Annotated in this window: 20 protein-coding genes and 1 tRNA gene; 7 read left to right on the forward strand and 14 right to left on the reverse strand. The window is 66.7% G+C overall.

Annotation, left to right across the window (positions count from 1 at the left end; translation table 11 throughout):
• The first annotated feature begins 75 nt into the window (after positions 1 to 75).
• From ACX12F_RS26925 to ACX12F_RS26935, 3 genes are all read left to right on the forward strand, one after another.
• Positions 76 to 1605, forward strand: coding sequence for a PE-PPE domain-containing protein (locus tag ACX12F_RS26925; protein ID WP_459367291.1), 1530 nt, complete (start codon positions 76 to 78; stop codon positions 1603 to 1605).
• A 306-nt stretch (positions 1606 to 1911) separates the two neighbouring features.
• Positions 1912 to 2934, forward strand: a complete 1023-nt coding sequence (locus ACX12F_RS26930) for a helix-turn-helix transcriptional regulator (RefSeq protein ID WP_459367292.1) — start codon at positions 1912 to 1914, stop codon at positions 2932 to 2934.
• A 107-nt stretch (positions 2935 to 3041) separates the two neighbouring features.
• Positions 3042 to 4550: an NAD(P)/FAD-dependent oxidoreductase gene (locus ACX12F_RS26935; RefSeq protein WP_459367293.1), complete on the forward strand. Its 1509-nt coding sequence runs from the start codon at positions 3042 to 3044 to the stop codon at positions 4548 to 4550.
• Here the strand turns inward: ACX12F_RS26935 and ACX12F_RS26940 are convergent.
• The 3 genes from ACX12F_RS26940 to ACX12F_RS26950 form a co-directional block, all read right to left on the reverse strand.
• Positions 4501 to 5847, reverse strand: coding sequence for an APC family permease (locus ACX12F_RS26940; protein ID WP_459367294.1), 1347 nt, complete (start codon positions 5845 to 5847; stop codon positions 4501 to 4503). The two genes, ACX12F_RS26935 and ACX12F_RS26940, sit on opposite strands and share 50 nt — an antisense overlap.
• Complete coding sequence (locus ACX12F_RS26945) at positions 5844 to 6734, reverse strand: carbon-nitrogen hydrolase family protein (RefSeq protein WP_459367295.1); 891 nt, start codon at positions 6732 to 6734, stop codon at positions 5844 to 5846. The genes ACX12F_RS26940 and ACX12F_RS26945 overlap by 4 nt, the downstream gene beginning before the upstream one ends.
• Positions 6735 to 6850: 116 nt before the next feature.
• The gene (locus tag ACX12F_RS26950) at positions 6851 to 7792 is read right to left on the reverse strand and encodes an extracellular catalytic domain type 1 short-chain-length polyhydroxyalkanoate depolymerase (protein ID WP_459367296.1); all 942 of its coding nucleotides are present in this window, start codon (positions 7790 to 7792) and stop codon (positions 6851 to 6853) included.
• Positions 7793 to 7914: 122 nt separating this feature from the next.
• Between ACX12F_RS26950 and ACX12F_RS26955 the strand changes: the two genes are divergently transcribed.
• A complete protein-coding gene (locus ACX12F_RS26955; protein ID WP_459370523.1) occupies positions 7915 to 8316 on the forward strand; it encodes a MarR family winged helix-turn-helix transcriptional regulator in 402 nt (133 codons plus the stop codon).
• Positions 8317 to 8333: 17 nt separating this feature from the next.
• On the opposite strand, the gene ACX12F_RS26960 is transcribed toward ACX12F_RS26955, so the two are convergent.
• The 3 genes from ACX12F_RS26960 to ACX12F_RS26970 are packed head-to-tail and all read right to left on the reverse strand — an operon-like array spanning position 8334 to position 13003.
• Positions 8334 to 9749: a phytoene desaturase family protein gene (locus tag ACX12F_RS26960; protein WP_459367297.1), complete on the reverse strand. Its 1416-nt coding sequence runs from the start codon at positions 9747 to 9749 to the stop codon at positions 8334 to 8336.
• Positions 9749 to 11515 (reverse strand): DUF3556 domain-containing protein, encoded by a 1767-nt coding sequence (locus ACX12F_RS26965; RefSeq protein ID WP_459367298.1) that lies wholly within the window; start codon positions 11513 to 11515, stop codon positions 9749 to 9751. The genes ACX12F_RS26960 and ACX12F_RS26965 overlap by 1 nt, the downstream gene beginning before the upstream one ends.
• A 27-nt stretch (positions 11516 to 11542) precedes the next feature.
• Positions 11543 to 13003 carry a class I adenylate-forming enzyme family protein gene (locus ACX12F_RS26970; RefSeq protein WP_459367299.1) on the reverse strand — a complete coding sequence of 487 codons (1461 nt, stop codon included), beginning with the start codon at positions 13001 to 13003 and terminating at the stop codon, positions 11543 to 11545.
• 106 nt (positions 13004 to 13109) lie between these two features.
• Here ACX12F_RS26970 and ACX12F_RS26975 point away from each other — a divergent pair, with 106 nt between their 5' ends.
• Together ACX12F_RS26975 and ACX12F_RS26980 are read left to right on the forward strand one after the other, a co-directional pair.
• On the forward strand, positions 13110 to 14387 hold the full coding sequence (locus ACX12F_RS26975) for a PucR family transcriptional regulator (protein WP_459367300.1): 1278 nt from the start codon (positions 13110 to 13112) through the stop codon (positions 14385 to 14387).
• Between the two features lie 216 nt (positions 14388 to 14603).
• Positions 14604 to 15329 carry a hypothetical protein gene (locus ACX12F_RS26980; RefSeq protein WP_459367301.1) on the forward strand — a complete coding sequence of 242 codons (726 nt, stop codon included), beginning with the start codon at positions 14604 to 14606 and terminating at the stop codon, positions 15327 to 15329.
• Positions 15330 to 15725: 396 nt separating this feature from the next.
• On the opposite strand, the gene ACX12F_RS26985 is transcribed toward ACX12F_RS26980, so the two are convergent.
• The 3 genes from ACX12F_RS26985 to ACX12F_RS26995 form a co-directional block, all read right to left on the reverse strand.
• Positions 15726 to 15816: transfer RNA gene (locus ACX12F_RS26985), tRNA-Ser, on the reverse strand.
• Positions 15817 to 15850: 34 nt separating this feature from the next.
• Positions 15851 to 16321 (reverse strand): nucleoside deaminase, encoded by a 471-nt coding sequence (locus tag ACX12F_RS26990; RefSeq protein ID WP_459367302.1) that lies wholly within the window; start codon positions 16319 to 16321, stop codon positions 15851 to 15853.
• On the reverse strand, positions 16318 to 16836 hold the full coding sequence (locus ACX12F_RS26995; RefSeq protein WP_133426136.1) for a tRNA adenosine deaminase-associated protein: 519 nt from the start codon (positions 16834 to 16836) through the stop codon (positions 16318 to 16320). The genes ACX12F_RS26990 and ACX12F_RS26995 overlap by 4 nt, the downstream gene beginning before the upstream one ends.
• A 94-nt stretch (positions 16837 to 16930) precedes the next feature.
• On the opposite strand from ACX12F_RS26995, the gene ACX12F_RS27000 reads away from it, so the two are divergent.
• Positions 16931 to 17875 (forward strand): prephenate dehydrogenase, encoded by a 945-nt coding sequence (locus ACX12F_RS27000; RefSeq protein ID WP_459370524.1) that lies wholly within the window; start codon positions 16931 to 16933, stop codon positions 17873 to 17875.
• Here the strand turns inward: ACX12F_RS27000 and ACX12F_RS27005 are convergent.
• The 5 genes from ACX12F_RS27005 to ACX12F_RS27025 are packed head-to-tail and all read right to left on the reverse strand — an operon-like array spanning position 17838 to position 21865.
• Positions 17838 to 18452, reverse strand: a complete 615-nt coding sequence (locus ACX12F_RS27005; RefSeq protein ID WP_459367303.1) for a putative glycolipid-binding domain-containing protein — start codon at positions 18450 to 18452, stop codon at positions 17838 to 17840. The two genes, ACX12F_RS27000 and ACX12F_RS27005, sit on opposite strands and share 38 nt — an antisense overlap.
• Positions 18449 to 19159, reverse strand: a complete 711-nt coding sequence (locus ACX12F_RS27010) for an ABC transporter permease (protein WP_459367304.1) — start codon at positions 19157 to 19159, stop codon at positions 18449 to 18451. The genes ACX12F_RS27005 and ACX12F_RS27010 overlap by 4 nt, the downstream gene beginning before the upstream one ends.
• Complete coding sequence (locus tag ACX12F_RS27015; RefSeq protein WP_459367305.1) at positions 19156 to 19800, reverse strand: ABC transporter permease; 645 nt, start codon at positions 19798 to 19800, stop codon at positions 19156 to 19158. The genes ACX12F_RS27010 and ACX12F_RS27015 overlap by 4 nt, the downstream gene beginning before the upstream one ends.
• Positions 19785 to 20903, reverse strand: coding sequence for an ABC transporter ATP-binding protein (locus ACX12F_RS27020; RefSeq protein ID WP_459367306.1), 1119 nt, complete (start codon positions 20901 to 20903; stop codon positions 19785 to 19787). Before ACX12F_RS27020 ends, ACX12F_RS27015 begins: the two co-directional genes overlap by 16 nt.
• Entirely contained in the window at positions 20900 to 21865 is a 966-nt protein-coding gene (locus ACX12F_RS27025; protein ID WP_459367307.1) for an ABC transporter substrate-binding protein, read from the reverse strand. Before ACX12F_RS27025 ends, ACX12F_RS27020 begins: the two co-directional genes overlap by 4 nt.
• Positions 21866 to 21959 lie beyond the last annotated feature (94 nt).

Genomic DNA, 21959 nt, shown 5'->3' on the forward strand with positions numbered 1-21959 from the left:
AGAACTTGCGAATTCCCCTCTAAAGCCCTGGTCACGGGAGTAGCGTCCGGTTCACGCCTAGTCGGGGGAACGTCGATGTCAGTTCAGATATGGCCGACCACCAGTCCTGCCGCGCGCGGTGTGCCGCGCGCATTCCTGTTGTTCGCGATGTGCTGCGCGCTGCTCGTGGGACCCGCCACCAACATCACCACGGGACTGATCGTCGGGTTGATCCACACCTCGTCGGTGGTGGGCACGGTCATCGGCATCGGCGGGAAGGACGACCCGACGTCGGCCAACATCCCCGCGAAACTCAACGGCACCGTCGTGCCGCCGGGCTACGTCTACGACCCGATCAACTACCCCGCGTCGATCCAGCTGTCGGCAAGCACTGCCATCTCGGGTCCTAAGACCTACAACCAAATCCTCACGCAGACCACGCCGATCATCGTCGCCGGTTACTCGGAGGGCACGCTGGGCGCCGAATTCGCGAAGCGGCAGCTGCTGGCCAACAACACCGGTCCCGTTCCTTCGCAGCTGTCGTTCCTGATGATCGCCTCACCCTTCGCACCCAACGGCGGCATCTTCGCGCGGTTCCCCGGCATGAGTGTGCCGTTCATCGTGAACAACATGGGCCCGGCGGTGCCGTCGGCCTACAACAGCACGTTCATCACCAACGAGTACGACCCCTACGCAGATTTCCCGGCGTACTTCAATCCGCTCTCCCTGGCCAACAGCCTGCTCGGTGTCATGTATGCGCACCCGGACGCGTACTACGACTCGTATATCCCCGGCACCACGCCGGCCATCACCACCACGGTGACCAACAGCGCAGGCGGACAAGACACCTACGTGTTCATCAACAATCCCGACCTGCCGCTGCTGGTGCCCCTGCGCATCGGCGCCGGCGCCATCGGATTGACGCCCGTGATCAAACCACTGCTGGACGCCGTCGAGCCGCTGCTGCGCGTGCTGGTCGACATGGGCTACACGGACCGGGCGAACCTGAATCCGGCGAAGAACACACCGTTCTCGTTGTTCACTCCGCTGTCCCGAATCATCGAGACGCTGGGCGCGATCCCCGGCGCGCTGCAGGAAGGCGCCAACAACTTCGTCACCGATGTGCAGTCGGAGCTGCACCTGCCTCCTCTTGCCGCCACACCGGCAGTCCCTCCGCCCGCCAAGCCGCTCGACGCCTCCGCCAAGAAGCCAGCCACCTTGGCGCCGGTGGCAGCGACTGCCGAGGACAAGCCGGCGGTCCTGGAGCAGAAGACGGCGACCATCCAGCCGACGACAGACGCGAAGGTCGACGGGAAGACGGACCCCAAGACCGGCCTGTCGATCGAGCAGTCTTCGGTACCGTCGACATCGAACACCGACCAGAAACCGACGGGGTCGGCCGATCCGCAAGTGAAATCACCGGCGCCGCAAGCCGATCCGGACGGTCCTCCGGCCAAGTCGACCAAACCGAAGAATGCCCCCGACGCGCCACCGGTGAAGGTGACGAAGCCGAAGAAGAAGGACACGCCCGGCACGGACGCAGACACGCCGAACGCGAAGCCGGCGCCGAAGGCCGGCGGGTCCGATGGCGGGCAGACCACTCACCCGGAGAAGTCGGCCGCCTGACAGCCGCCCGTCGGCGGCCATGCGTACAGATCGCGATCCCCCGCTAATCGCGATCTGTCCGCACTTTCAGCGGCACTGATCCGACTCGCAGCAGCCACCGAGGAATACTTTACATACCTTTGGTCTTGAATTACGATTTCCGCAATACCTGTAAACCACCTGCGGGTACATCACGTCGCGAAAGGCCCCAGACGTGAGCACAACGCATCGTCGGGAGTATCGGCCGTGGTCACGGTCGAGACGTTTTCACGCGTAGTCTCGTCGATCTACGATTCCGCGGTCCAACCCGAACGATGGGCCGCGACCATGGCCGAACTTCACACCATTTTCGGGGCGACGGGCGGGTCCGCCCTCGTGGTCGCCGACGCCGTGAGCCGGGCGCCCCAGAGTGTCACCATCCCTGCCGACGCCCTCGCCGAGTACACGGATTACTACCGCCACATCGATTACCTGCTCGAGGCAGTCGAGGCCGGGCCCGTCGGGCAGGTGCGCGCCAGCCAAGAACTGACCGCATTGCAGCCGAACGCCGAGTTCCACATGGACTGGATGCGGCCGCACCGACTCGACGACGGGCTGTTCGTCCGGCTCACAGACGGGCCCCAGCCGTCCACCTGGGTCGTGGCCACCGAGAAACGTGCCGAGCCGTTCGACACCGCCGAACGCGTCCAACTGGCCGAGGCGCTGGTGCCACACTTCCAGCGCGCGCTGCGCATCCAGCACGACCTCAGCGAGGCCACCCACCAGATCCACAACATCTCGTCGGCGATGAACAACGTGACCCGGATCGGGATGGCCGTCATGGACTGCGCCTTATCGGTGCGATACCTGAACACGGCCGCGGAGAACATCATCCGTGGCCGCGACGGCCTGACCATCCGTGACGGATCCTTCGCATTCGCGCATCCACCCGCGGACGCGGCGCTGCGGCACGGCATCAACGCCGCACTCGGACAGGCCGGGGCGGTGGTTCGGGGCACCACCTCGCTGCTGTGCCCGCGACCATCCGGCCTGCGCCCGTACGTCATTCACGTGCTGCCGTTCCAGCATGTGACGGCTCCACTCGCCGAATCGCGGGCCCTGGTGCTCATCCTCGATCCCGAGCAGCACCCGCAGCCGGACGGCGACCTGCTGCGCCGCCTGTACGGGCTGACGACGGCGGAAGCCGCGGTAGCCATCCGGCTCATGCAAGGCGACGGGATCAAGCCGATCGCCGAGAGCATGTGCTTATCCGCCGGCACCGTGAGAACCCACGTTCAACACATCTTCGACAAGACCGGTACCCATCGCCAGGCCGAGCTCGTCCGGGCGCTGCTGGCCATCTCGCTGTAGTAGCACCAAATACGCCGATCAGCTGATGCGCCACCGGAACTGATGCCGGATTCTCAGGTCAACGACAAGGGAGGTCCCATGGTCATCACCACGACTGGATCGCACCGGTGAGCGCCGCCATCGAGCGTTGCGACGTCTGCATCGCAGGGGCCGGGATCGCCGGCCTGAATGCCCTCTTCACGACCTCCCGGTACCTGTCACCGGGACAGCGCGTCATCCTCCTGGACCGGCGGCACCGCGCGGGCGGCATGTGGGTCGACACGTACGACTACGTCCGGTTGCACCAGCCGCATCCGTTCTTCACCGTCGGGAACATCGGGTGGACGCTGGGCGCCGAACCATCCCACCTGGCCACCAAACACGAGGTGCTGGCACACTTCGACCACTGCCTGGATGTGCTGCGGCACCGCCTCACGGTGGACGAATACTACGGCTGGACAATGCAATCGGACGCCGAAGCCGACGGTGTTGTTCGCATCCAATGTGTTTCCGACGACGGGCGCAGCATGGCCGTGGAAGCCAACCGCCTCATCAAGGCCGGCGCTTCCGATGTGGAACCGAACGACCCGCTGCCGGTCTCCAGCACCAGCGTCCGCTCGGTGTCGCCGAACTACTGCAATATGCGGACCGGTGACATCGATGCCAGCCGTGCTCCGGTGTGGGTGATCGGCAGCGGCAAGACCGCGATGGACACCGCCCTGGCACTCATCACCCGGCACCCCGGGCGCGAAGTGAATCTGCTGGCGGGTTCGGGCACGTATTTCGCGCACCGTGACCTCCTCTTCCCCACCGGCGGCAAGCGGTGGTGGGGTGGGGTGACCTTCAATGCCTTTGTCGACGAAGTGACCCAACTGTTCGACGGCACCAACGAAGACGAGGTCGCACGCCGCTGGCGTGAGCGGTGCGGAGTCTGGGTGACGCCTCGCACCGGCAACTTCCTCCTCGGGCTGCTGTCGACAGCGGAGCGCGACGCCATCGCCGACGGCCTGAACGACATCGTGATGGACCATTTCGTGGACGCCGTCGACCGCGACGGACGGACCGAACTGCAACTGCGCACTGGCGCGGTCCGGGAGATCGACCCGGACAGCTGGATCGTCAACTGCACCGGCTACCTGCTGAAGCGCTCACACCCGTACGAGCCCTACACCTCGCCCAGCGGCCGGGTGCTGTCGTTGAATGCCCGGGCGGCGACCCTGCATCTGACAACGTACATGGGCTACTTCCTGCCGCATCTGATGTTCACAGACCAACTCACGGAGGTGCCGCTCTACGAACTCGACATGATCGAGTTGCGCCGCAAATGCAACGCGGCGTTTCCCCACACGATCATGACGCTGGCCTTGCACAACCTCAGCCTCATGACAGATACCCTGCCCACCAAGGTATTTCGCGACTGCGGGCTCGACATCGCGCGGTGGTACCCAGCGCCGCGTCAGCTCCTGGGGATGGCCCAGTTCCTGGCCACGCACCACCGTCGCCGCCCGCATCTGCAACGCACGCTGGACACCGTCGCGCAACGCTTCGACGTCCGCTGCGCCCCACTGGGCCGACAGCAGCGCACGCCTACTCAGCCAGTGACAGCTCCGGCGGCGGGACGCGCAGGCCACGGGTGAGGACCAGGAGATACACCACGCCGGCGCACATCCAGATCACCCCGAGAATCAGTGCGGCACTGCCGAGTTGGGTGAGCAGGTAGACGTCCACGACCGCGCCGATCAACGGAATCACCACGTACGTCAGCGGATTCAGTTGTTGTTCGCCGCGATGCCGCACGAAGTAGCCGATCACCGACACGTTCACCAGCGTGAAAGCCGTGAACGCCCCGAAGTTGATGAACGACGTTGACGTGGCGACGCTGAGGAACACCGCACCCAGCCCGATCAGCCCGCACAGCACGATGTTGAAGACGGGCGTGAAGAACCGCCGCGAGAGCCGGCCGAAGAATCGCTTGGGCAACACCGAGTCTCGGCCCATGGCATACAGCAACCGGGACACACTGGCCTGCGCTGCCAGGCCCGAGGTGAACTGGCCGATGATCAGCCCGGCCACGAAGAACGCGGCGAACAGCGCCCCGCCGATGGTCCGCGCCGTGTCCGCGGCCAGCGAATCGGCGTTCGAGAATGTGCCGCCGGGCTGTACCAGCGTCAGGATGTACGCGACCGCCACGAAGACCACCCCGCCGACGAGAGCGACGAGCATGATCGCGCGCGGGATGTTGCGCTGCGGATCCTTGGTGTCCTCCGTGAGCGTGCTGACGGCGTCGAACCCGAGAAAGGAGTACGCCGCGATGGCCGCGCCCGCGGCGATCGCGGGGAAGCCACCGGTACCGCTGAACGGAGTGACGGACAGCAGCGAGCCACCGCCATGGTGGGACACCATATGAGCCACCGCGAAACCGACGAACAGTGCGATCACCAGGAACTGCAGAGCCATCAGAACCAGGTTGGCCTTGTCTGCCACCTTGAGCCCGATGATGTTCAGCGCGGTCGTCACGACGATGAACACCACGATCCACACCCACGCCGGCACCGACGGAAACTCACCGGTGAGGTACGCGGCGCCGATCAACCAGATGACGAGCGGCAGGAACAGGTAGTCGAGCAGGATCGTCCAGCCGACCAAGAATCCGAGCCGCGAATCCAGGGCCTTGCGGACATAGGTGTACGACGAGCCCGCAACCGGATAGTGCACCGACATCTTCGCGTAGCTCGCGGCCGTGAACAGCATTGCGACGGTGGCCAGCAGATACGAACCGGCACTGGCCCCCGCGGACGCCTCGGCGATCACGCCGAAGATGCCCAGGACGATGATCGGCGCCATATAGGCGAGGCCGAACAGCGTCACGCCGCCCAAGCCGAGTGTGGCGTTGAGGTGGCCGGCCTCGACGGGCTGCTGGGCTGTTTCGGTCATGAGCGTCCTTCGGGGTTTACATACTGGGGCTGCCACCGCTGGTGAACCAGCTGGCCACCGTAGGCGGGCAGATCGATCGGGTCATCATCGGCGTGCAACTGCTCCCACACCCGATTGACCCCGGCGGTGCCGTTGGTCCGCACCGCGGTCACCCGGTCGAGGTCGATCGTCAGATACGTGACCTCCGGCTCGGCGTGGGCCGCCTGAGCGAGCACCTCACCCTCCGGTCCGACGTAGATGCTCTGCCCTCGCCCGAGTGGCCCGGCGGCGTTGACGCTGAGGAAGTAGATCTGATTCGCGATCGCGTTGGCGCGGGCGAGGACCAGCTCCTGCTCGCGGTCGTCGGACGTCGTCTTGACGATGTTGAAGACGACCTCCGCACCGAGCCACGCGATCTGCCGGGTTGCCTCGGGGAACCAGCTGTCGTAGCAGATGTTGACGCCCATCCGGCCGACACCAGGCACGTCGAAGGCCGTGAAACCGGCGCCAGACGCCCACGGCTCATATGGGCGCCAGGGGAACACTTTGCGATACGACGAGACCAAACGACCGTCGGGATCGAAGACGACAGCGGTGTTGTACACCCGGCCGTCCTCGCCGCGCTCGGCGATCGAACCAGGCACCAGCCAGACGCCGGCGTCCGCGGCCACTGCGGCGAGGGCCTGCACGAGCGGACCGGTGAGCGGCTCGGCCACAGCGTCGAAATAGGCCCGAAGATCGTCGTCGCCGTCGCTCGCACCCAGCAGGTGAATCTCGGGGAACACCACCATCTGGGTGCCCGGGCGCTCTGCGAGGATCGTCGCAAGGTCGGCAGCCAGCTCGGCCACCGGATCGTCGCCCTGTAATGGACTGGCCTGGGCGAGGGCGACCCGCCATTGTCGACTCATCTCACCTCACCGTCGGCGGTCACGGCCTCAGTGTGCGCCAGGACACATCAGCGACGCTCGGACAATCCGGGGATTTTTCGGGTGACTTTTCGACAATCCGTATATTTGCGCCGGACTCAGCGCGGGTGCGCGGCGAAGAACTGCCAGACGGTGTCGGTCGCGTTCAGCGCGGTCGACGGCGGCGGCAGGTCGCCCAGCCGTTGCGCCAGTGGGCTCGGCACCCCGCCGGGCCATTGGTGGCCGGCACCGGCGATGCTGATCAGCTCGACGGTGCGCCCACCGGGACAGTCCGCGGTCTGCGTTGTCACGGTGCCGGCCGTGGACGTCGCGGGCGCCCCGCAGCCGTTGATGCCGCGCCACGTGGCATTGACCGCGGGCACCGACGGTCCGTCGACATTCGGCGCGCCGGCGATGGTCTTCGCCTTGCCCGGCCCGCCGTCGAAGGGCACCCGATCGTCGGCCGTGCCGTGAATCTGCAGCAGCGAGGTCGGGACGGCTCGCGAGCAGTCGGTCAGCAGTGTCCCCGCGACGGCAGCCACGGCAGCGAACAGGTCAGTCTGGCAGCCGAGGCGCAGCGCCATCATGGCGCCGTTGGACATGCCGGTGACATAGATGCGTGCACCGTCGACGGGCACCTGCGATTGGATCGCGGCGACCATCGCGGTGATGAACCCGACATCATCGATATCGCGTTTCTTCGGTACGCCACAACAGGTTCCGGCGTTCCATGCGCGATCCATGCCGTCGGGGTAGGCAACCAGGAACCGGCCGGCATCGGCCTGGCCGTCCCAGTTGTAGGCACGCTCGGCCTGCGCGCCGTCACCGTAGCCGCCGTGCAGCATCACGACCAACGGGGCCGCGCCGCCAAGCCCGGCCGGCCGGTATAGGTGGAAGGTCCGGGTCAGCCCGCCTGCCTGCACCGAGTGGCTCGACTGGCCGACGGGTATGCCGCTTTCCGGCGCACCCGCTGCGTGTTGTCCGCCGACACAACCGCCGATCATCGCGACCACGCCGACAACGAGCACGCCCAACAAGGCCTGTCGCACAGACTGGAACATGTCATACATCGTGCACTCGCCCCAATCAATTGACAAGTAACTTGTCAATTAACAGTTGGTGGGACACTCAGTCGGTGGCGGATGCATCCTCTGATACCGGCTGGCGGCCGACTACGCCCGCCATGTTGCACATGGTCGCGGGCCTCGCCGCACCACGGTTGCGGGCCGCATTCGAGGATGCCGGCCTGACGGGCATCCGGCCGGCGCAGGCGGTCGCGCTGGTGCCGTTGGCCGGCGGCCCGCTGCATGCCTCGATGTTGGCTGACCACCTCGGCGTCACCAGGCAGGCCGTGGCCCAGGCAATCCGCGCTCTGGAGCCGCACGGCTATGTGACCAGGACCCGCGACCCCTCCGACGCCCGGACGCTGCTCATCGAGCTCACCCCGCTAGGCAGGAAGGCACTGGCAGTGATGCGCACCAACGCCATTGCGATCGAGGCTGATTGGCGGAAGGTTCTGGGCCAACGGCGCCTGGCCGACCTTCGTGAAACCCTGCAGCTGCTGCTGACGCACCAGAATTTCTGATGAGCTAACAGCGTGGGCTACCTGGCGAGCCGAGCCAGTGCCACAGCAGCGGCGTTGGCGCCACACATGCCGTGTCCCCCCGGGCCCGGCGGCGTGGCTGCCGAGCAGATGTACATCCCGGGGACGCCGATGGTGTACGGCGACAACGTGGTTCGCGGGCCGAAGGCCAGCTGACGGATGTCCTTGGCGCCGGTGTTGATGTCACCGCCGACGTAATTGGGGTTGTAGACGGACATTTCGGTGGTCGACCGGACGGCCTGCCCGACTATGCGATCGCGGAACCCGGGAGCGAACCGCTCGATCTGCGCGATGATCACCGCGGTGGCGTCGCCGCCGTAGCCGCCCGGCACATGGGCATAGGCCGAGACCGGGTTGATGGTGCCGACCGAACGTTGGGGGTCAGCCAGGTACTGCTGAAACACCAGCACAAAGGGGCGCTGCGGCATCCGGCCCGCATGAATATCCCGTTCGGTCGCGGCGATCTCGGCGAAGTCACCGCCCAGGTGGACGGTGCCGGCCTGGCGCGCCGCCGTGTTGGTCCACGGCACATCGCCCTCCACCGCGAAGTCGACCTTGAAAGCGCCTGGGCCGTAACGAAATCGATCGAAGGCGCGGCGCACCCGTGTAGGCAGCCGATCCCCCAGGATGCCGGCGACGGCGGTGGGTGACAGATCGAACATGGTGATGTCGGCGGGCGGCAACTGCGATGCCGCGGTAATCCGCACGCCGGTCTCGATCTTGCCGCTCAGCTCGGTCAGCACCGCTTCGAAGGCGTCGGTGATCGACTGCGATCCCCCGGCGGCCACCGGCCAGCCGTTGGCATGCCCGGCGGTGATGATGCCCAGCCCGATCGCGGAGGTGAGCGGGCGGTGCAGCGGTTGGAAGGTGTGCGCGGCAACGCCTCCGAAGAGCGCGCGGGCCTGCGGCGTACGGAACACGCGGGCCAGTGCGGCGGCGGGCAGCACCGTCGGCGCGCCGAACCGGGCCAGCCCCAGCGGATGCCGCGGCACCCGCAGCAGCGGTCCCATGATGTCCTCGGACACGGTGTCGAACCGGCGCGACGGTCCGCCGAACAGCATCCGCCAGCGCGACCCGTCGACCCCGAGCCCGGTCGCGGTGGTCTCGACCGAGCGGTAGAGGGCCCCGGCGGAACCGTCGTCGAGCGGGTGGACGCAATCGATCTCGGTCCATTTCCACTGCAGGCCATACCGGTCCAGGCCGAGGTCCGCGATGAACTTCGAGCCGGCGGCCATCACGTGGATGGCGGCGCAATCGTCGAACACCAGGCCCGGCAGGATGTACTCGCTGGAGCGGATGCCGCCGCCGATCCGGTCGGCGGCCTCCAGCACCGTGACGTCGACCCCCGTGGCAGCCAAGGCGATGGCGGCGGCGAGCCCGTTGGGCCCGGCGCCGACCACAACCGCGGTGCTCATCAGTGGCTGACCGTGGCACGCCGCCAGGTGACGTTGAGCGGGATCGGCCCGTTGGGCAGCCACGGCTGCTCGTCGACAAGGTCCTTCACGTTCCAGGTGCCGCGCTCGATGACGCCCAGTGCCGCATCGATCACCTTGTACTCCTGAGTCATCTTGTGGATCGGCTGCGATTCGACCCAGGCGATGACGAACTCGCCCGGCTCGAACTGCGCCTCGGACTGGATTGCCCGGATCAGATCTTCATTGTGCAGGTGACCGTCGCCGAAGTTGAAGCCGATGATGGTGTTGCACGACATCTCGCCTTCGCGGACCACGCGAGTGTCGATGTCGGGCAGGCATGTCAGCAGCACGGAGTACAGGCCGCGTCCCTGGCTGTGCATGGCCCGCCACGCCGTCACCTGCTGAGTGAAAACCTCGGCGGTGATCGGGTCCCAGCCGAACTCGACGTACTGGTCGGCAGAGTTGGGCGACGACCGCGTCACGCGGTTGAGCTTCTGCTCGGCACCGGGCGTGAAGGTCCACACCGCCGAGGCCCAGTTGCCGGCGTACTGGCGCATGGCGGGCAGGAACGACACCAGGTCAGGGCGCAGGTTCCCCAGGATCGGGAAGAACGACAGCGCCGCGGCGAGCACGATGGCCAGCCAGCCCGGGTTCATATCCCACACCGCGTAGCCGTCCCCATTGGGGAAGCCCAAGAACAGGAAGATGGTGGCGTAGGCGAACAGCACGTTCCACTCCACCGGCACCGCCAGCGGGAATGTCGAGATGATGAACAGGTGGAAGCTGACCATGATGGCGGCGGCCGCGATCGACAGCCACGGCCACGGCGAGAACAGAAGTGCCAGCGGCGCAGCGATTTCCACGATGCTGCCCGGTCCATGCGCCATGAAAGTGGCGAGGTGTGACGGACGCAGGTCCTCAGGGAAGTTGCGGTAGTGGGCCCGCTTGAGCCACTTGAACGGAATCGCGGGGCTGTTGCTCACCATCGGCGGAATGACGCTGGTGAAGTGCAGGCCGAACTTCGAGACGCCGGCCCAGATCCAGACCGTGCCGATCAGCAGCTTGCCGGCGATGATCATATTCACGAACGGCAGCGTGGCGAAGAAGATCAGCGCCGGCAGATACTGCTCACCGCGGCCGGCCAGGAAGATCGTCTTGTCCCGCAGCCCGATCAGCACGAACAGGATGATCGGCGCAACGAACAGGGCCGGGTTGACCAGTCCGGAAGTGTTGTCCGGCAAGGCCTTCGACAGTGATTCGCTGGGCACCCCGGGCAGCACCATGGCGGCGAACACGGTGGCCATCAGGGCCAGGTACGCGATGATGTCGAACCAGGTGCGCCGGTCGCCGTTCGTGAATGGCACTGCCTTCCACGGCCGCAGCCGAATGGTGTTGGGCTTGGCCCAGAATCGGAACCCGCCCGTCATCGGCTTGGTCTTGCCGGCCAGCGGACCCCAGGAGCCCGCGAACCCGATGAGTTCCAGCAGGACGGTCCACAGAATCACCTTCTGGTACACGATCGGCTGGTTCCACCACTGCGACACGTGCCAGAACGCGGGCAGGTGCGACGTCCAGGTGGCGATCGCCACGCCACCGATCGCGTAGAAGAACACGAGCTTGACGACGTACAGGACGTGGATCATGCGCGGTGCGCCGTAGCCCTCGTCCACCCATTTCAGGCACATGATGCGCAGCCGCTCCCGCAGCGGCATCCGGAGAAACTCCTCCAGGTCGACCTTCGGCAAGGTCGGTTCGATGAATCCCATGACGTGAGCTCCTTTGCCGGTATCAGGCTAGATTCGCGGTTCGGTGGTGGTGAGGGTTTTGCGCAGGGACGGCTTGTCGATCTTGCCGACGGGATTCTTCGGCAGCGTCTCGAGCACCGTGATGTCCACGGGCAGTTTGTATTTCGACAGTGATGCCTTCAGGTGCGCGGCGATGTTGTCGATGTCGATTTCGGCTCCCGGATGCGCGGAGACGAACAGCACCGGTTCTTCGCCGTACAGGCCACTGGCCCGTCCGACGACGGCGGCCTCGGCGACCCCGGCCACCTGGTGGACGACGGTCTCGATCTCTTTGGGATAGATGTTCTCGCCGCCGCGGATGATCATGTCCTTGGCCCGGTCGACCAGGACCAGGTAGCCGTCCTCGTCGAACCGCCCGACATCGCCGGTATGCAGCCAGCCGTCCTTCAGGGTCTTCTCGGTCTCCTCGGGGCGGTTCAGGTAACCGCGCATCACGTTGGGCCCCTTGATGACCACTTCACCGAGCTGGCCCTGCGGAACTTCGGCACCGGCCACGTCCACGATGCGAATTTCCTGTCCCGGCAAGGGAATTCCGACGGTGCCCACCTTGCGCGGCCCGCCGAGTGGGTTGCCAGTGCTGGCGCACGACCCCTCTGACAACCCATAACCCTCGACCAAGGGTATGCCGTAACGCTTTTCGAATCCCTCCAGCAGCTCGATGCTGGCGGGCGCGGCGCCGCAGACGGCGAACCGCACGGCCGAGGTGTCGGGCCGTACCTCCGGAGGAAGACCCAGCAGCATGGTGTAAATCGTTGGCACCGCGGAGAAGTAGGTGGCGCGGCTGGCCTCGAGGCGTTCGAAGAAGGTGGCCGGGTTGAATCTGCCGGCGATGGTGGTCCGTCCACCGGCGAGCAGCGGCGACAGCACGCTGACCACGATGCCGTTGACGTGGAACAGCGGCAGGATGAGCAAGCTGTGGTCGGACTCGGACAGTTCAAATCCTGCGATCACCATGGCGCACATGGCATTGACGTTGCCGTGGTCGAGCATGACGCCCTTGGGGCGGCCCGTCGTGCCGCTGGTGTAGATCAGCAGGGCCAAGTCATCGTCATCGCCGACCACAGGTTCGGCGGTCCGAGGCTCGCCACCCATGTCGTCGACGTGCAATACCGGAACCTCGGAGTCGACGTCGCGATCCACGACGAGTGCGACGGCGCCGGCGTCAGCCACCTGGTAGGCGACCTCGGCAGGCACCAGCGTCGGGCTGATGGGTGTGGCGACGGCGCCCAGGCGCCAGGTGGCGAACAGCGTCACCACGAAGGCCGCGCGGTTGGGCAGCATGATGCCGACGACGTCGCCGGCGCGCACGCCGCGCAGGTACAGTGCCCCGGCGGCGCGCTGGACGGCGTCGAGGAAGGCCGCGTTGTCGAGGTCCGTGTGGTCGTCAGCGACGGCTGGCGCGTGCGGCGCCGCGGCGGCCCGGCGGTCAGGCAGGGAGGCGAGATTCATGTCACAACGATAGAAATCGAGTGGCCTGCGACACCCCGTTCTGCGCAGATCAACTTTGTCGGCGGATTTGTTCGCTCAGCACAAAGATTGGCCCTACAGTCGGCACATGGATCCGGCGGTCAGTGAGGCCAACACCACGATCATGGCCCGTCTCATCGCCCGCCAGGCCGAGGTGGCGCGCTCCGTCGGGCACCGCCTGGCCAGCGATATCACCGAACTCCGCGGCGATTCCGAGATCATCGAACTGCTCCGCGCCAGCGTCGCCGGCAACGTGGACACCATATTCCACGCACTGCGCTACGACATATCTCTGGACAACATCGAAGCGCCGACCGCCGCGCTGGAGTACGCCCGTCGGCTCGCGCAGCGCGGGGTGCCGATGAACGCGCTCACCCGGGCCTATCGCATCGGCCACGCGCTGGTACTCGACGTCGCGAGCGAGGAGATCAACCGAGCCGGCTTCGCGCCGCAGACCAGCCTGGCGATCTTCGAGCGCCTGACGTCGGTGACGTTCCGCTACATCGACTGGATCTCACAGCAGGTCGTCGCCGTTTACGAGGACGAGCGCGATCGCTGGCTGGCCAACCGGAACAGCACTCAGGCACTCCGGGTACGGGAAGTGTTGTCCGGCAACGACTCCGACCCCGAGGCCGTGACGGCCGCGATCCGCTATCCGATGCGGCGCCATCATCTGGCCGTCGTGCTGTGGTGGCCCGGAGAAGACAGGCAGTCAGTGGTACGTGCCATCCCCCACGACGACGCGCTGGCCAAGCTCGAACAGTTCCTACGCGCAGCCGCCGATCATGTTGGCACACAAGGCAGTCCACTTTTTCTGGCCGTCGACCAGCGGACCGGCTGGGGCTGGCTGCCACTGTCCGGCGAAACCATACCGGGAGCGTCGGCACAGCTGCGGCAGTTCACGGACTCCCACCCCGACGCACCCGCCGTCGCGATCGGCACTCCACTTCCGAGCGTCGACGGTTTCCGCCGGTCGCACCGGCAGGCCCTTCGCGCGCACAGCGTCGCGGTGACGGCCAACCTGACCGGTGTGACCGCCGCCGATGCCCCGGGCTTCGCCGCAGCCGCACTGATGGGCGAGAACCAGGACGACGCGCGGGAGTTCGTCCACGCCGTCCTCGGCCCGTTGGCCGGGCCCAGCACCAACGACGCCCGTCTGCGCGAGACCTTGCAGGTGTTCCTGCGGCACGGCGGTAGCTACACCGCCGCGGCCGACGAGCTGGTGGTGCATTTCAACACCGTCAAGTATCGCGTCGGGCGGGCTTTGGAACGCCGCGGCCGGCCGCTCGGCGACGACAGGCTGGACGTCGAAATGGCCCTGCTACTGTGTCAGTGGTACGAGTCCGCAGTCCTGCATTCCGAATAGCGGACGGCCTCTCAGCGAACATCGCACAGCACATCCTTGCCACGATAAGTGACCAAATCGAGACGCTTGGCAAATCACTATGCGTTAACCAGCTGGTTCACTGCTGTAACGGATGCGCCGCGGCCGTCGATATCAGGGTAGTGGTCGGAGGAACCGAGTACGACCTAGTAGGGCCCAGCGGCCATACGCGAGAGAACCACGATTGGAGTATCACTAATGCGCAACTCAGGACGTTTGATCGGATTTGCTGCGGCGTCAGCCCTCACGCTGGCCCCACTCGCCGTCACCGCCCCGGCGTGGGCCGACGACGAGGTTTCCGGTGAAACCGGCGCCGCGGTCGCTACCCCGGTCGGCAGTGGCAACGCAGATGGCGGCGCGGGCTTCGGCATGCAGAACCCGTTCTTCCAGCCCCTCGACGCCGCCAGCAACGCAGGTGGCGGCGCGGGCGTGAACACCCCGCTCGGTGGCGGCGAGTTCAACACCGCGACCGGCACAGACGCCGGCGTCGGCGGCGCGGGCTTCGACAGCAACACCGGCGCGGCGATCAACACCCCGCTCGGCGGCAGCAGCTTCAACACCGGCGCGGCCACCGACTTCAACGTGCCCAACCCGGCCGACTTCATCCCGACCTTCGGCGGCGGCGCCAACGCCGCTGGCGGCGCGGCAGTGAACACCCCGGTCGGCGGCAGCGGCTTCAACGCCGGTGCCTCCAACGACTTCGCCATGCCGGCTCCGGCCGACTTCATCCCGACCGTCGGTGGCGGCGCCAACGGCGGCGCGGCGGTCAGCACCCCAGTCGGCGGCAGCGGTTTCAACACCGGTGGCTCGAGCCAGATCGGCCCCGACGGTGCGAGCACCAGCACCAACTCCGGTGCCGGCGTCGCCACCCCGGTCGGCGGTTCCAACTTCAACACCGGATCGGCTTTCAACTTCGGCCGCTAATCCTCATCTCGAAGGCCAGGCACCCGATGGGTGCCTGGCCTTTGTGATTTCCGGCGGCCATCAACGGTGACCTCAGTCCGCACTCGGCGCCACCGGCAGACTCTGCTCGCCGGAGAGAAATTCGGCCAGGGACTCCCGAGAAATTCCTGGCGTCAATCACGGGGCGCCCGCGCTGCCGTGATTGAGCCCAGGTACTTTTTGCGGGCTTCAGAGGTCCCTGAGCGCAATAACCACCACCGCATCGCAATCACGATTGCACTCAGGGACTTTTAGTGGCGAGCGTGTGGCCAGATCGCCGAAATATCCAGATTGCGATCTGTGCGCCTGTGCGCGCACGCAGGCCCGCGATCACCCACAAAAAAGCCCCTCACCTGGGCTAACAGGTGAGGGGCTCACTGGCGGTGGCGGAGGGATTTGAACCCTCGGTGGGGGGTTACCCCACACACGCTTTCGAGGCGTGCTCCTTAGGCCGCTCGGACACGCCACCGTGTGGCAGCTTACCGGCCAGGGGCTGTCTCGCCCTAATCGAGCCCTGACGTGCGCTGACGAGCGAAGAACTGCTCCATCAGCGCCGCACACTCGGCCTCCAGCACCCCGCCACGCACTTCCGGTCGGTGCGTCAGCCTGCGGTCCCGGACCACATCCCACAGCGAGCCGACGGCGCCGGTCTTGGGCTCCCACGCCCCGAACACCACCCGGGCCACGCGGGACATCACCAGCGCGCCGGCGCACATGGTGCACGGCTCGACCGTCACGGCCAGCGTCGCACCTTCGAGCCGCCAGCCGTCGCCGTGGACCGCGGCAGCGGCGCGCAGCGCCAGCATTTCCGCGTGCGCGGTCGGGTCACCCAGGGATTCGCGAGCGTTGGCCGCCCGGGCCAGCTCGACGCCGTCTGCCGAGAACACCACGGCGCCGATCGGGACGTCGTCGGCACCGGCAAGTTCGGCAGCCTCCAGCGCAGCCCGGATCAGCCGTTCATCAGCGCCGCTCACCGCCCCAGCTTGTCCAATACCGCCACGAGTTCGTCGTTGAAGCCCATCTCCTGGGCGATGCGGCTGAGTTGTTCGTCGGCGTATTCGTCATCGGCGAGGATGACGCCGAGAACCGCCTCGGGCAGGCCCAGGTCGGCCAGTAGCCCGAGGTCACCTTCCTCGAAGGGATCGTCTTCTTCGAGCTCTTCCAGGCTCAGGTCGGCGTCCAGCTTCTCCAGCACGTCCGCCGCGATGTCGTAATCCAGCGCCGCGGTGGCATCCGACAGCAGCAGCCGAGCGCCGGAGGGGGCCGGGCGGACAATCACAAAGAATTCGTCGTCGACGTTCAGCAGTCCGAAAACCGCACCGGCGGAGCGGAGTTCACGAAGTTCGGTCTCGGCGGCGGCCAGATCCACCAGCGCGGTCCGCTTCAGCGGGACGCAGCGCCAGGCGCCGTCCTCCCGCACGACCGCGACACCGAAGCCGTCGGGGAGATCGGCAACCTGCTGCTGTGCCTGCGCGCGCTGTACTCCCATGCGGACAACGCTAGTCCGCACTCTGCCACTTGACCAGCGGTCCCGTATGTACCCGACCCGGGCCATGTGCAAACCTTGGAAGGTGACAACTCCGGTGTGTGTGCTCGGTTTGGGGCTCATCGGCGGTTCGCTGATGCGTGCCGGCCAGGCCGCAGGCCGCGAAGTCTTCGGGTACAACCGCTCGATCGAGGCGGTCAAGAGCGCGACGGCCGACGGATTCGACGCGACCGAGGACCTCACCGCCACCCTGAAACGCGCCGCCTTGAGTGAAGCGCTCATCGTCCTGGCGGTGCCGGTGCCCGCGCTGCCGATCATGCTCGAGCACGTCCGGGACACCGCCCCGGATTGCCCGCTCACCGATGTTGTCAGCGTCAAAGGCAATGTGCTGGAACAGGTTCAGCAGTACGGACTGCTGGATAACTTCGTGGGCGGCCACCCGATGGCCGGCACCGCGCATTCCGGCTGGGCCGCAGGGACCGCCGAATTGTTCGTCGGTGCGCCGTGGGTGGTGAGCGTCGACGACCACGTCGACCCCCAGGTGTGGACCCAGGTGATGCACCTGGCGCTGGACTGCCGCGCGGCGATCGTCCCGGCCCGCTCCGACGAACACGACGCCGCGGCCGCTGCCATCTCGCATCTGCCGCACCTGCTGGCCGAGGCGCTGGCCGTGACAGCCGGCGAGGTTCCGCTGGCATTCGCCCTCGCCGCGGGGTCGTTCCGGGACGGCACCCGGGTGGCGGCCACCGGACCCGACCTGGTCCGGGCCATGTGTGAGGCCAACGCCGCGGAGCTGACGGTCATGCTGGACCGGGCCATTGACCTGCTGAGCCAAGCCCGGTCGTCGCTGGTAGAGGCCCAATCCGTGGCTGAACTGGTCGAGAGTGGCCATGCCGCTCGCGTCCGCTACGACAGCTTCCGCCGGCCCGAGATCATCGCGACGACCATCGGGGCGGACGGCTGGCGCGAGGAGCTGGCTGCCCAGGGACGGGCCGGTGGAGTGATCAGATCCGCTCTGCCAGTCCGGGGTAGTCGAGGATGAAGCCGTCGTCGTCGACGGTGATCGAGGTGTCGGCAACGGGTGAGTCCAGCTTGATCGGCTGGCCGGGGCCGGCACTGGCATAGCTGATGGTCACCGGTTCGACCGTCAGGTCGGGCACCCGGACGTAGACGACCGGCAAGGACACCGCCGCCGCACGGTGGTGCAGCCCGGTACGCCGGATGGGCAGCGCGTTGAAGAACGGGCTGAAGACCACGTCGACGTCCAACGCCCCGTTGTAGGCCGCCCGGCGGGCCTGGTTCTGGTGATCCTGCACCAGCCACATGTTCTCTTCGTCGCGCGCGATGGACAGCTGCCGTTCGCGCTGCGCGAGGGTGACGGTGAGCGACAGGCGTTTGGTTGCGCCACTCTCGTCGGTCACCAGGTCATAGGACGCGCTGAACGCCGGATGTATGTCGTTGGCTGCGGCCACGATCCGGCCGTAGGCCTTGATTCGGTTGCCGGACAACTGGACCCGGACCGATTCCATGCGCGATACATCCTGCGCGCGCCAGGTCAGAATCGCCGGCCAGGCGGGTTCAGCAGCGTTGGGGCTGGCATCGGACTGGGCTGCGCTCACCCGTCTACCGTAGGCGACGGAAGCCCGCCTTCGTAGTCACGATTGCAACTGGAGGACGGACCGGGCCGCGATGCCCGCACAGCCAGCGCCAAGACGGCGTCCAGCGCGAGGGCGAGGACGGCGACCAACAGGGCCCCGACCAGCGCCAGATAGAACTGGCGCACCTTGATGCCGTCGATCAGGAACCGGCCCAGCCCGCCCAGACTGGCGTACGCGGCGACGGTCGCCGTAGCCACCACCTGGAGCGTCGCGGTCCGCAGGCCGCCCACGATCAGCGGCATGGCGACCGGTACCTCGGTGCGCAGCAACACCTGACGTTCGGTCATCCCCATGGCGCGAGCGGCGTCGACCACCACGGGATCGACGTTGGCGATCCCGGCGTACGTCCCCGCCAGCAGCGGTGGGATGCCCAGCAGCATCAGCGCGACGGTCGGGGGCAGCAGGCCCAGGCCCCACAGCAGGACGCCGAGCAGCAGGACGCCGAGGGTGGGCAGTGCGCGCAGGGCGTTGACGCCACCGACCACCAGGGCCGTACCGCGACCGCTGTGCCCGACGTACATGCCCACCGGGATGGCGACGAGTGCGCTGCACAGCACCGCGATGCCGGTGTATTCGAGATGTTCCAGCATTCGCATGCCCAACCCCGCCGGGCCGGTCCAGTTCGCTGCGGTGAAGATGTAGGCCAGGGCCTGGTGCAGGAAATTCATGCCGGAGCCTTCGCCCGGAGCCACGGGGTGGCCAGCCGGCCGGCGGCGAGGATCACCATGTCGACCACCACCGCCAGCACGAAGATCGCGATGATGCCGGCGACGATCTGGTCGCTCTTGTCCGCTTGATAGCCCTCGGTGAACCAGGTACCCAACCCGCCGATGCCGATCACAGACCCCACCGACACCATCGAGATGTTCGTCACGGCAACCACGCGCATCCCGGCGGTGAGAACCGGAATGGCCAGCGGCAGTTCGACTCTCAACAGCCGGGTGCGGGGCCGATAGCCCATGGCGGTGGCCGCCTCACGGGTGTCCGCCGGCACGGCGTCGAGCGCCTCGGGCACCGTCCGCAGCAAGAGGGCCACCGTGTAGAGGGTCAGGGCGACCACGACGTTCGCCTCATCGAGAATCCGGGTGGGGATGATCAGCGGAAGCACCACGAACAGCGCCAGGGACGGGATGGTGAACACGATGCTGGCCGTGACGGTGCTGAACCGGCGCAGCCGCGGCCGTTGCCGCACATAGGCACCCAGCGGCACGGCGATCAGCACCCCGATCAGCAGCGGCAGCAGCGCCAACCGCAGGTGAATCTGCGTGAGCACCCACGCGGTCTCGAGGTGGGTCAGCAGGTATCGCATTGGGGGCCCGTGAGATTCCGGTGATTCTTCACCAATGCCATGACGTCGTCGAGGCTCACGCCGCCGGCCACGCGCCCCTGTGCGTCGACCGCCACACCCAGACCGGACGGCGACGACAGCGCCGAGTCCAGCGCCAGTCGCAGGGTGCCGTCGGGCCGGAACAGAGAGCCGCCGGCGATGGTGCTGTCGTACAAGGACTTTCCGATGCGGTGCAGGCCCACGCCGTGGGCGTTGATCCACGCGTACGGGCTGCCGTCGGCATTGACCACCAAGGCCCATTGGCCGTCGGTCAGTTCCAACGCGTCGACCGCCGGCTCGGCGACGGTGCGGATGTCGCGGAGCCGGAGTCCGTCGGTGTCGCGGAACTGCAGACCGCGGTAGCCGCGGTCGGCACCGACGAACCCCGCGACGAATGCGTTGGCCGGGTTGGACAACAGACGCTGTGGCGCGTCGTACTGCTGCAGGCTGCCGCCAGGCCCGAACACCGCGACCCGGTCGCCGAGTTTGACCGCCTCATCGATGTCGTGGGTGACGAAGACGATGGTCTTGCGTAGATCGCTCTGCAACCTCAGGATTTCGGCTTGCAGCTCTTCACGGACGACAGGGTCCACCGCGCTGAACGGCTCGTCCATCAACAAGATCGGAGGGTCTGCGGCCAGCGCCCGGGCCACCCCGACCCGCTGCTGCTGCCCGCCCGACAACTGGGCTGGGTAGCGGTCGGCGAACTTGACGTCGAGCCCGACGCGCTCCAAAACACCTAGCGCTTTTTTCCTTGCGGTGCGGCGGGATTCGCCTTTGAGAACCGGCACCGTCGCGACGTTGTCCACCACCTTCAGGTGCGGCATCAGCCCGGCACTCTGCAGCACGTAGCCGATGCCGAGCCGGAGCTTCACTGGGTCGACGGTGGCAACGTTGGCACCGTCGACGGTCAGTGTCCCCGAGGTGGGGTCGATCATCCGGTTGATCATCCGCATGGATGTGGTCTTGCCGCAACCGGACGGCCCGACAAACACCACGAGCGCACCCTCGGCGATCTCGAGGCTCAGCTCGTCGACGGCGACGGCATTGCCGTAGCTCTTGGTGACCTTGTCGAACGTGATCATCGGCCCACCGGCTTGTCGAACCCGTTGTCCTGCACCCATTTCTTCGCAGCTTGATCCGCATCGACGCCACCGTTGCCGGACACCGCGGTGTTCATGTCGATCAGGGCCTTCGTGCTGAGTTTCGCGCTGACGGCGTCGAGCACCGTCTTCAGCAGATCGGACTTCTTCTGCGACGCCACCAGCGGCACCACGTTGGCGGCCAGGAAGTTGTGCTTCGGATCGTCGAGCACCACCAGGTTGTTCTGCACGATGGCCGGTGAGGTGCTGAAAATATCTGCCGCGGTGACGGTTCCGTCCACCAGCGCACGGACCGTGGCCGGTCCCCCACCGTCGCTGATGGCGATGAAGTCGGCCGGCGCGATATCGAGGCCGTACTTGGCCTTCAATCCGGGCAGGCCCTCGGTCCGTTGCAGAAACTCCGATGGCGCACCGAATTTCACCTGAGCTGAATGCCGGGCCAGATCACCGATGGTCTTCAGATTCCATTTCTTGGCGGTCTCCGCCGACACTGCCACGGTGTCGGTGTCGGCGGCAGGGGAGGGAGTCAGGATCGACAGATCCCCCGGAAGGGCACGGGCGAGCGCCAATTCGACGTCATCGGCGGCAGTGGCCGTGGTCTTCGGGTCGAAGTACTGCAGCAGGTTGCCGGTGTATTCGGGGATCAGGTCGATCGAATGATCCTTCACCGCAGGGACGTAGGTCTCGCGGCTGCCGATGCCGAACTGCTTGGCGACGGTAAAGCCGTTGGCTGCCAACGCCTGTGCATAGATCTCGGCGATGATCTTCGACTCGGGGAAGTCGGCGGACCCGACCACGATCGACTTGAGATCACCCGAGATGCTGCCTCCGCCGAGGGGATTGGCACTGCCGCACCCGGCCAGCAGGACAGCGCACAGCAGGGCCAGAGCAGCGAGAAGTCTGCGGGGTGCGGCAGCGCCCACCCCGGCTCCCCGAAAGTCCATCCGAACGTCCTTTCGGCGTCGTGCACTGAGGCCGACCCTAGCGTTATTCGAAAATTGGTGCCGCAGTTCCCGGCATCCAGCCCACATAACCGTC

The sequence above is a fragment of the Mycolicibacterium sp. HS_4_1 genome (assembly GCF_054515875.1).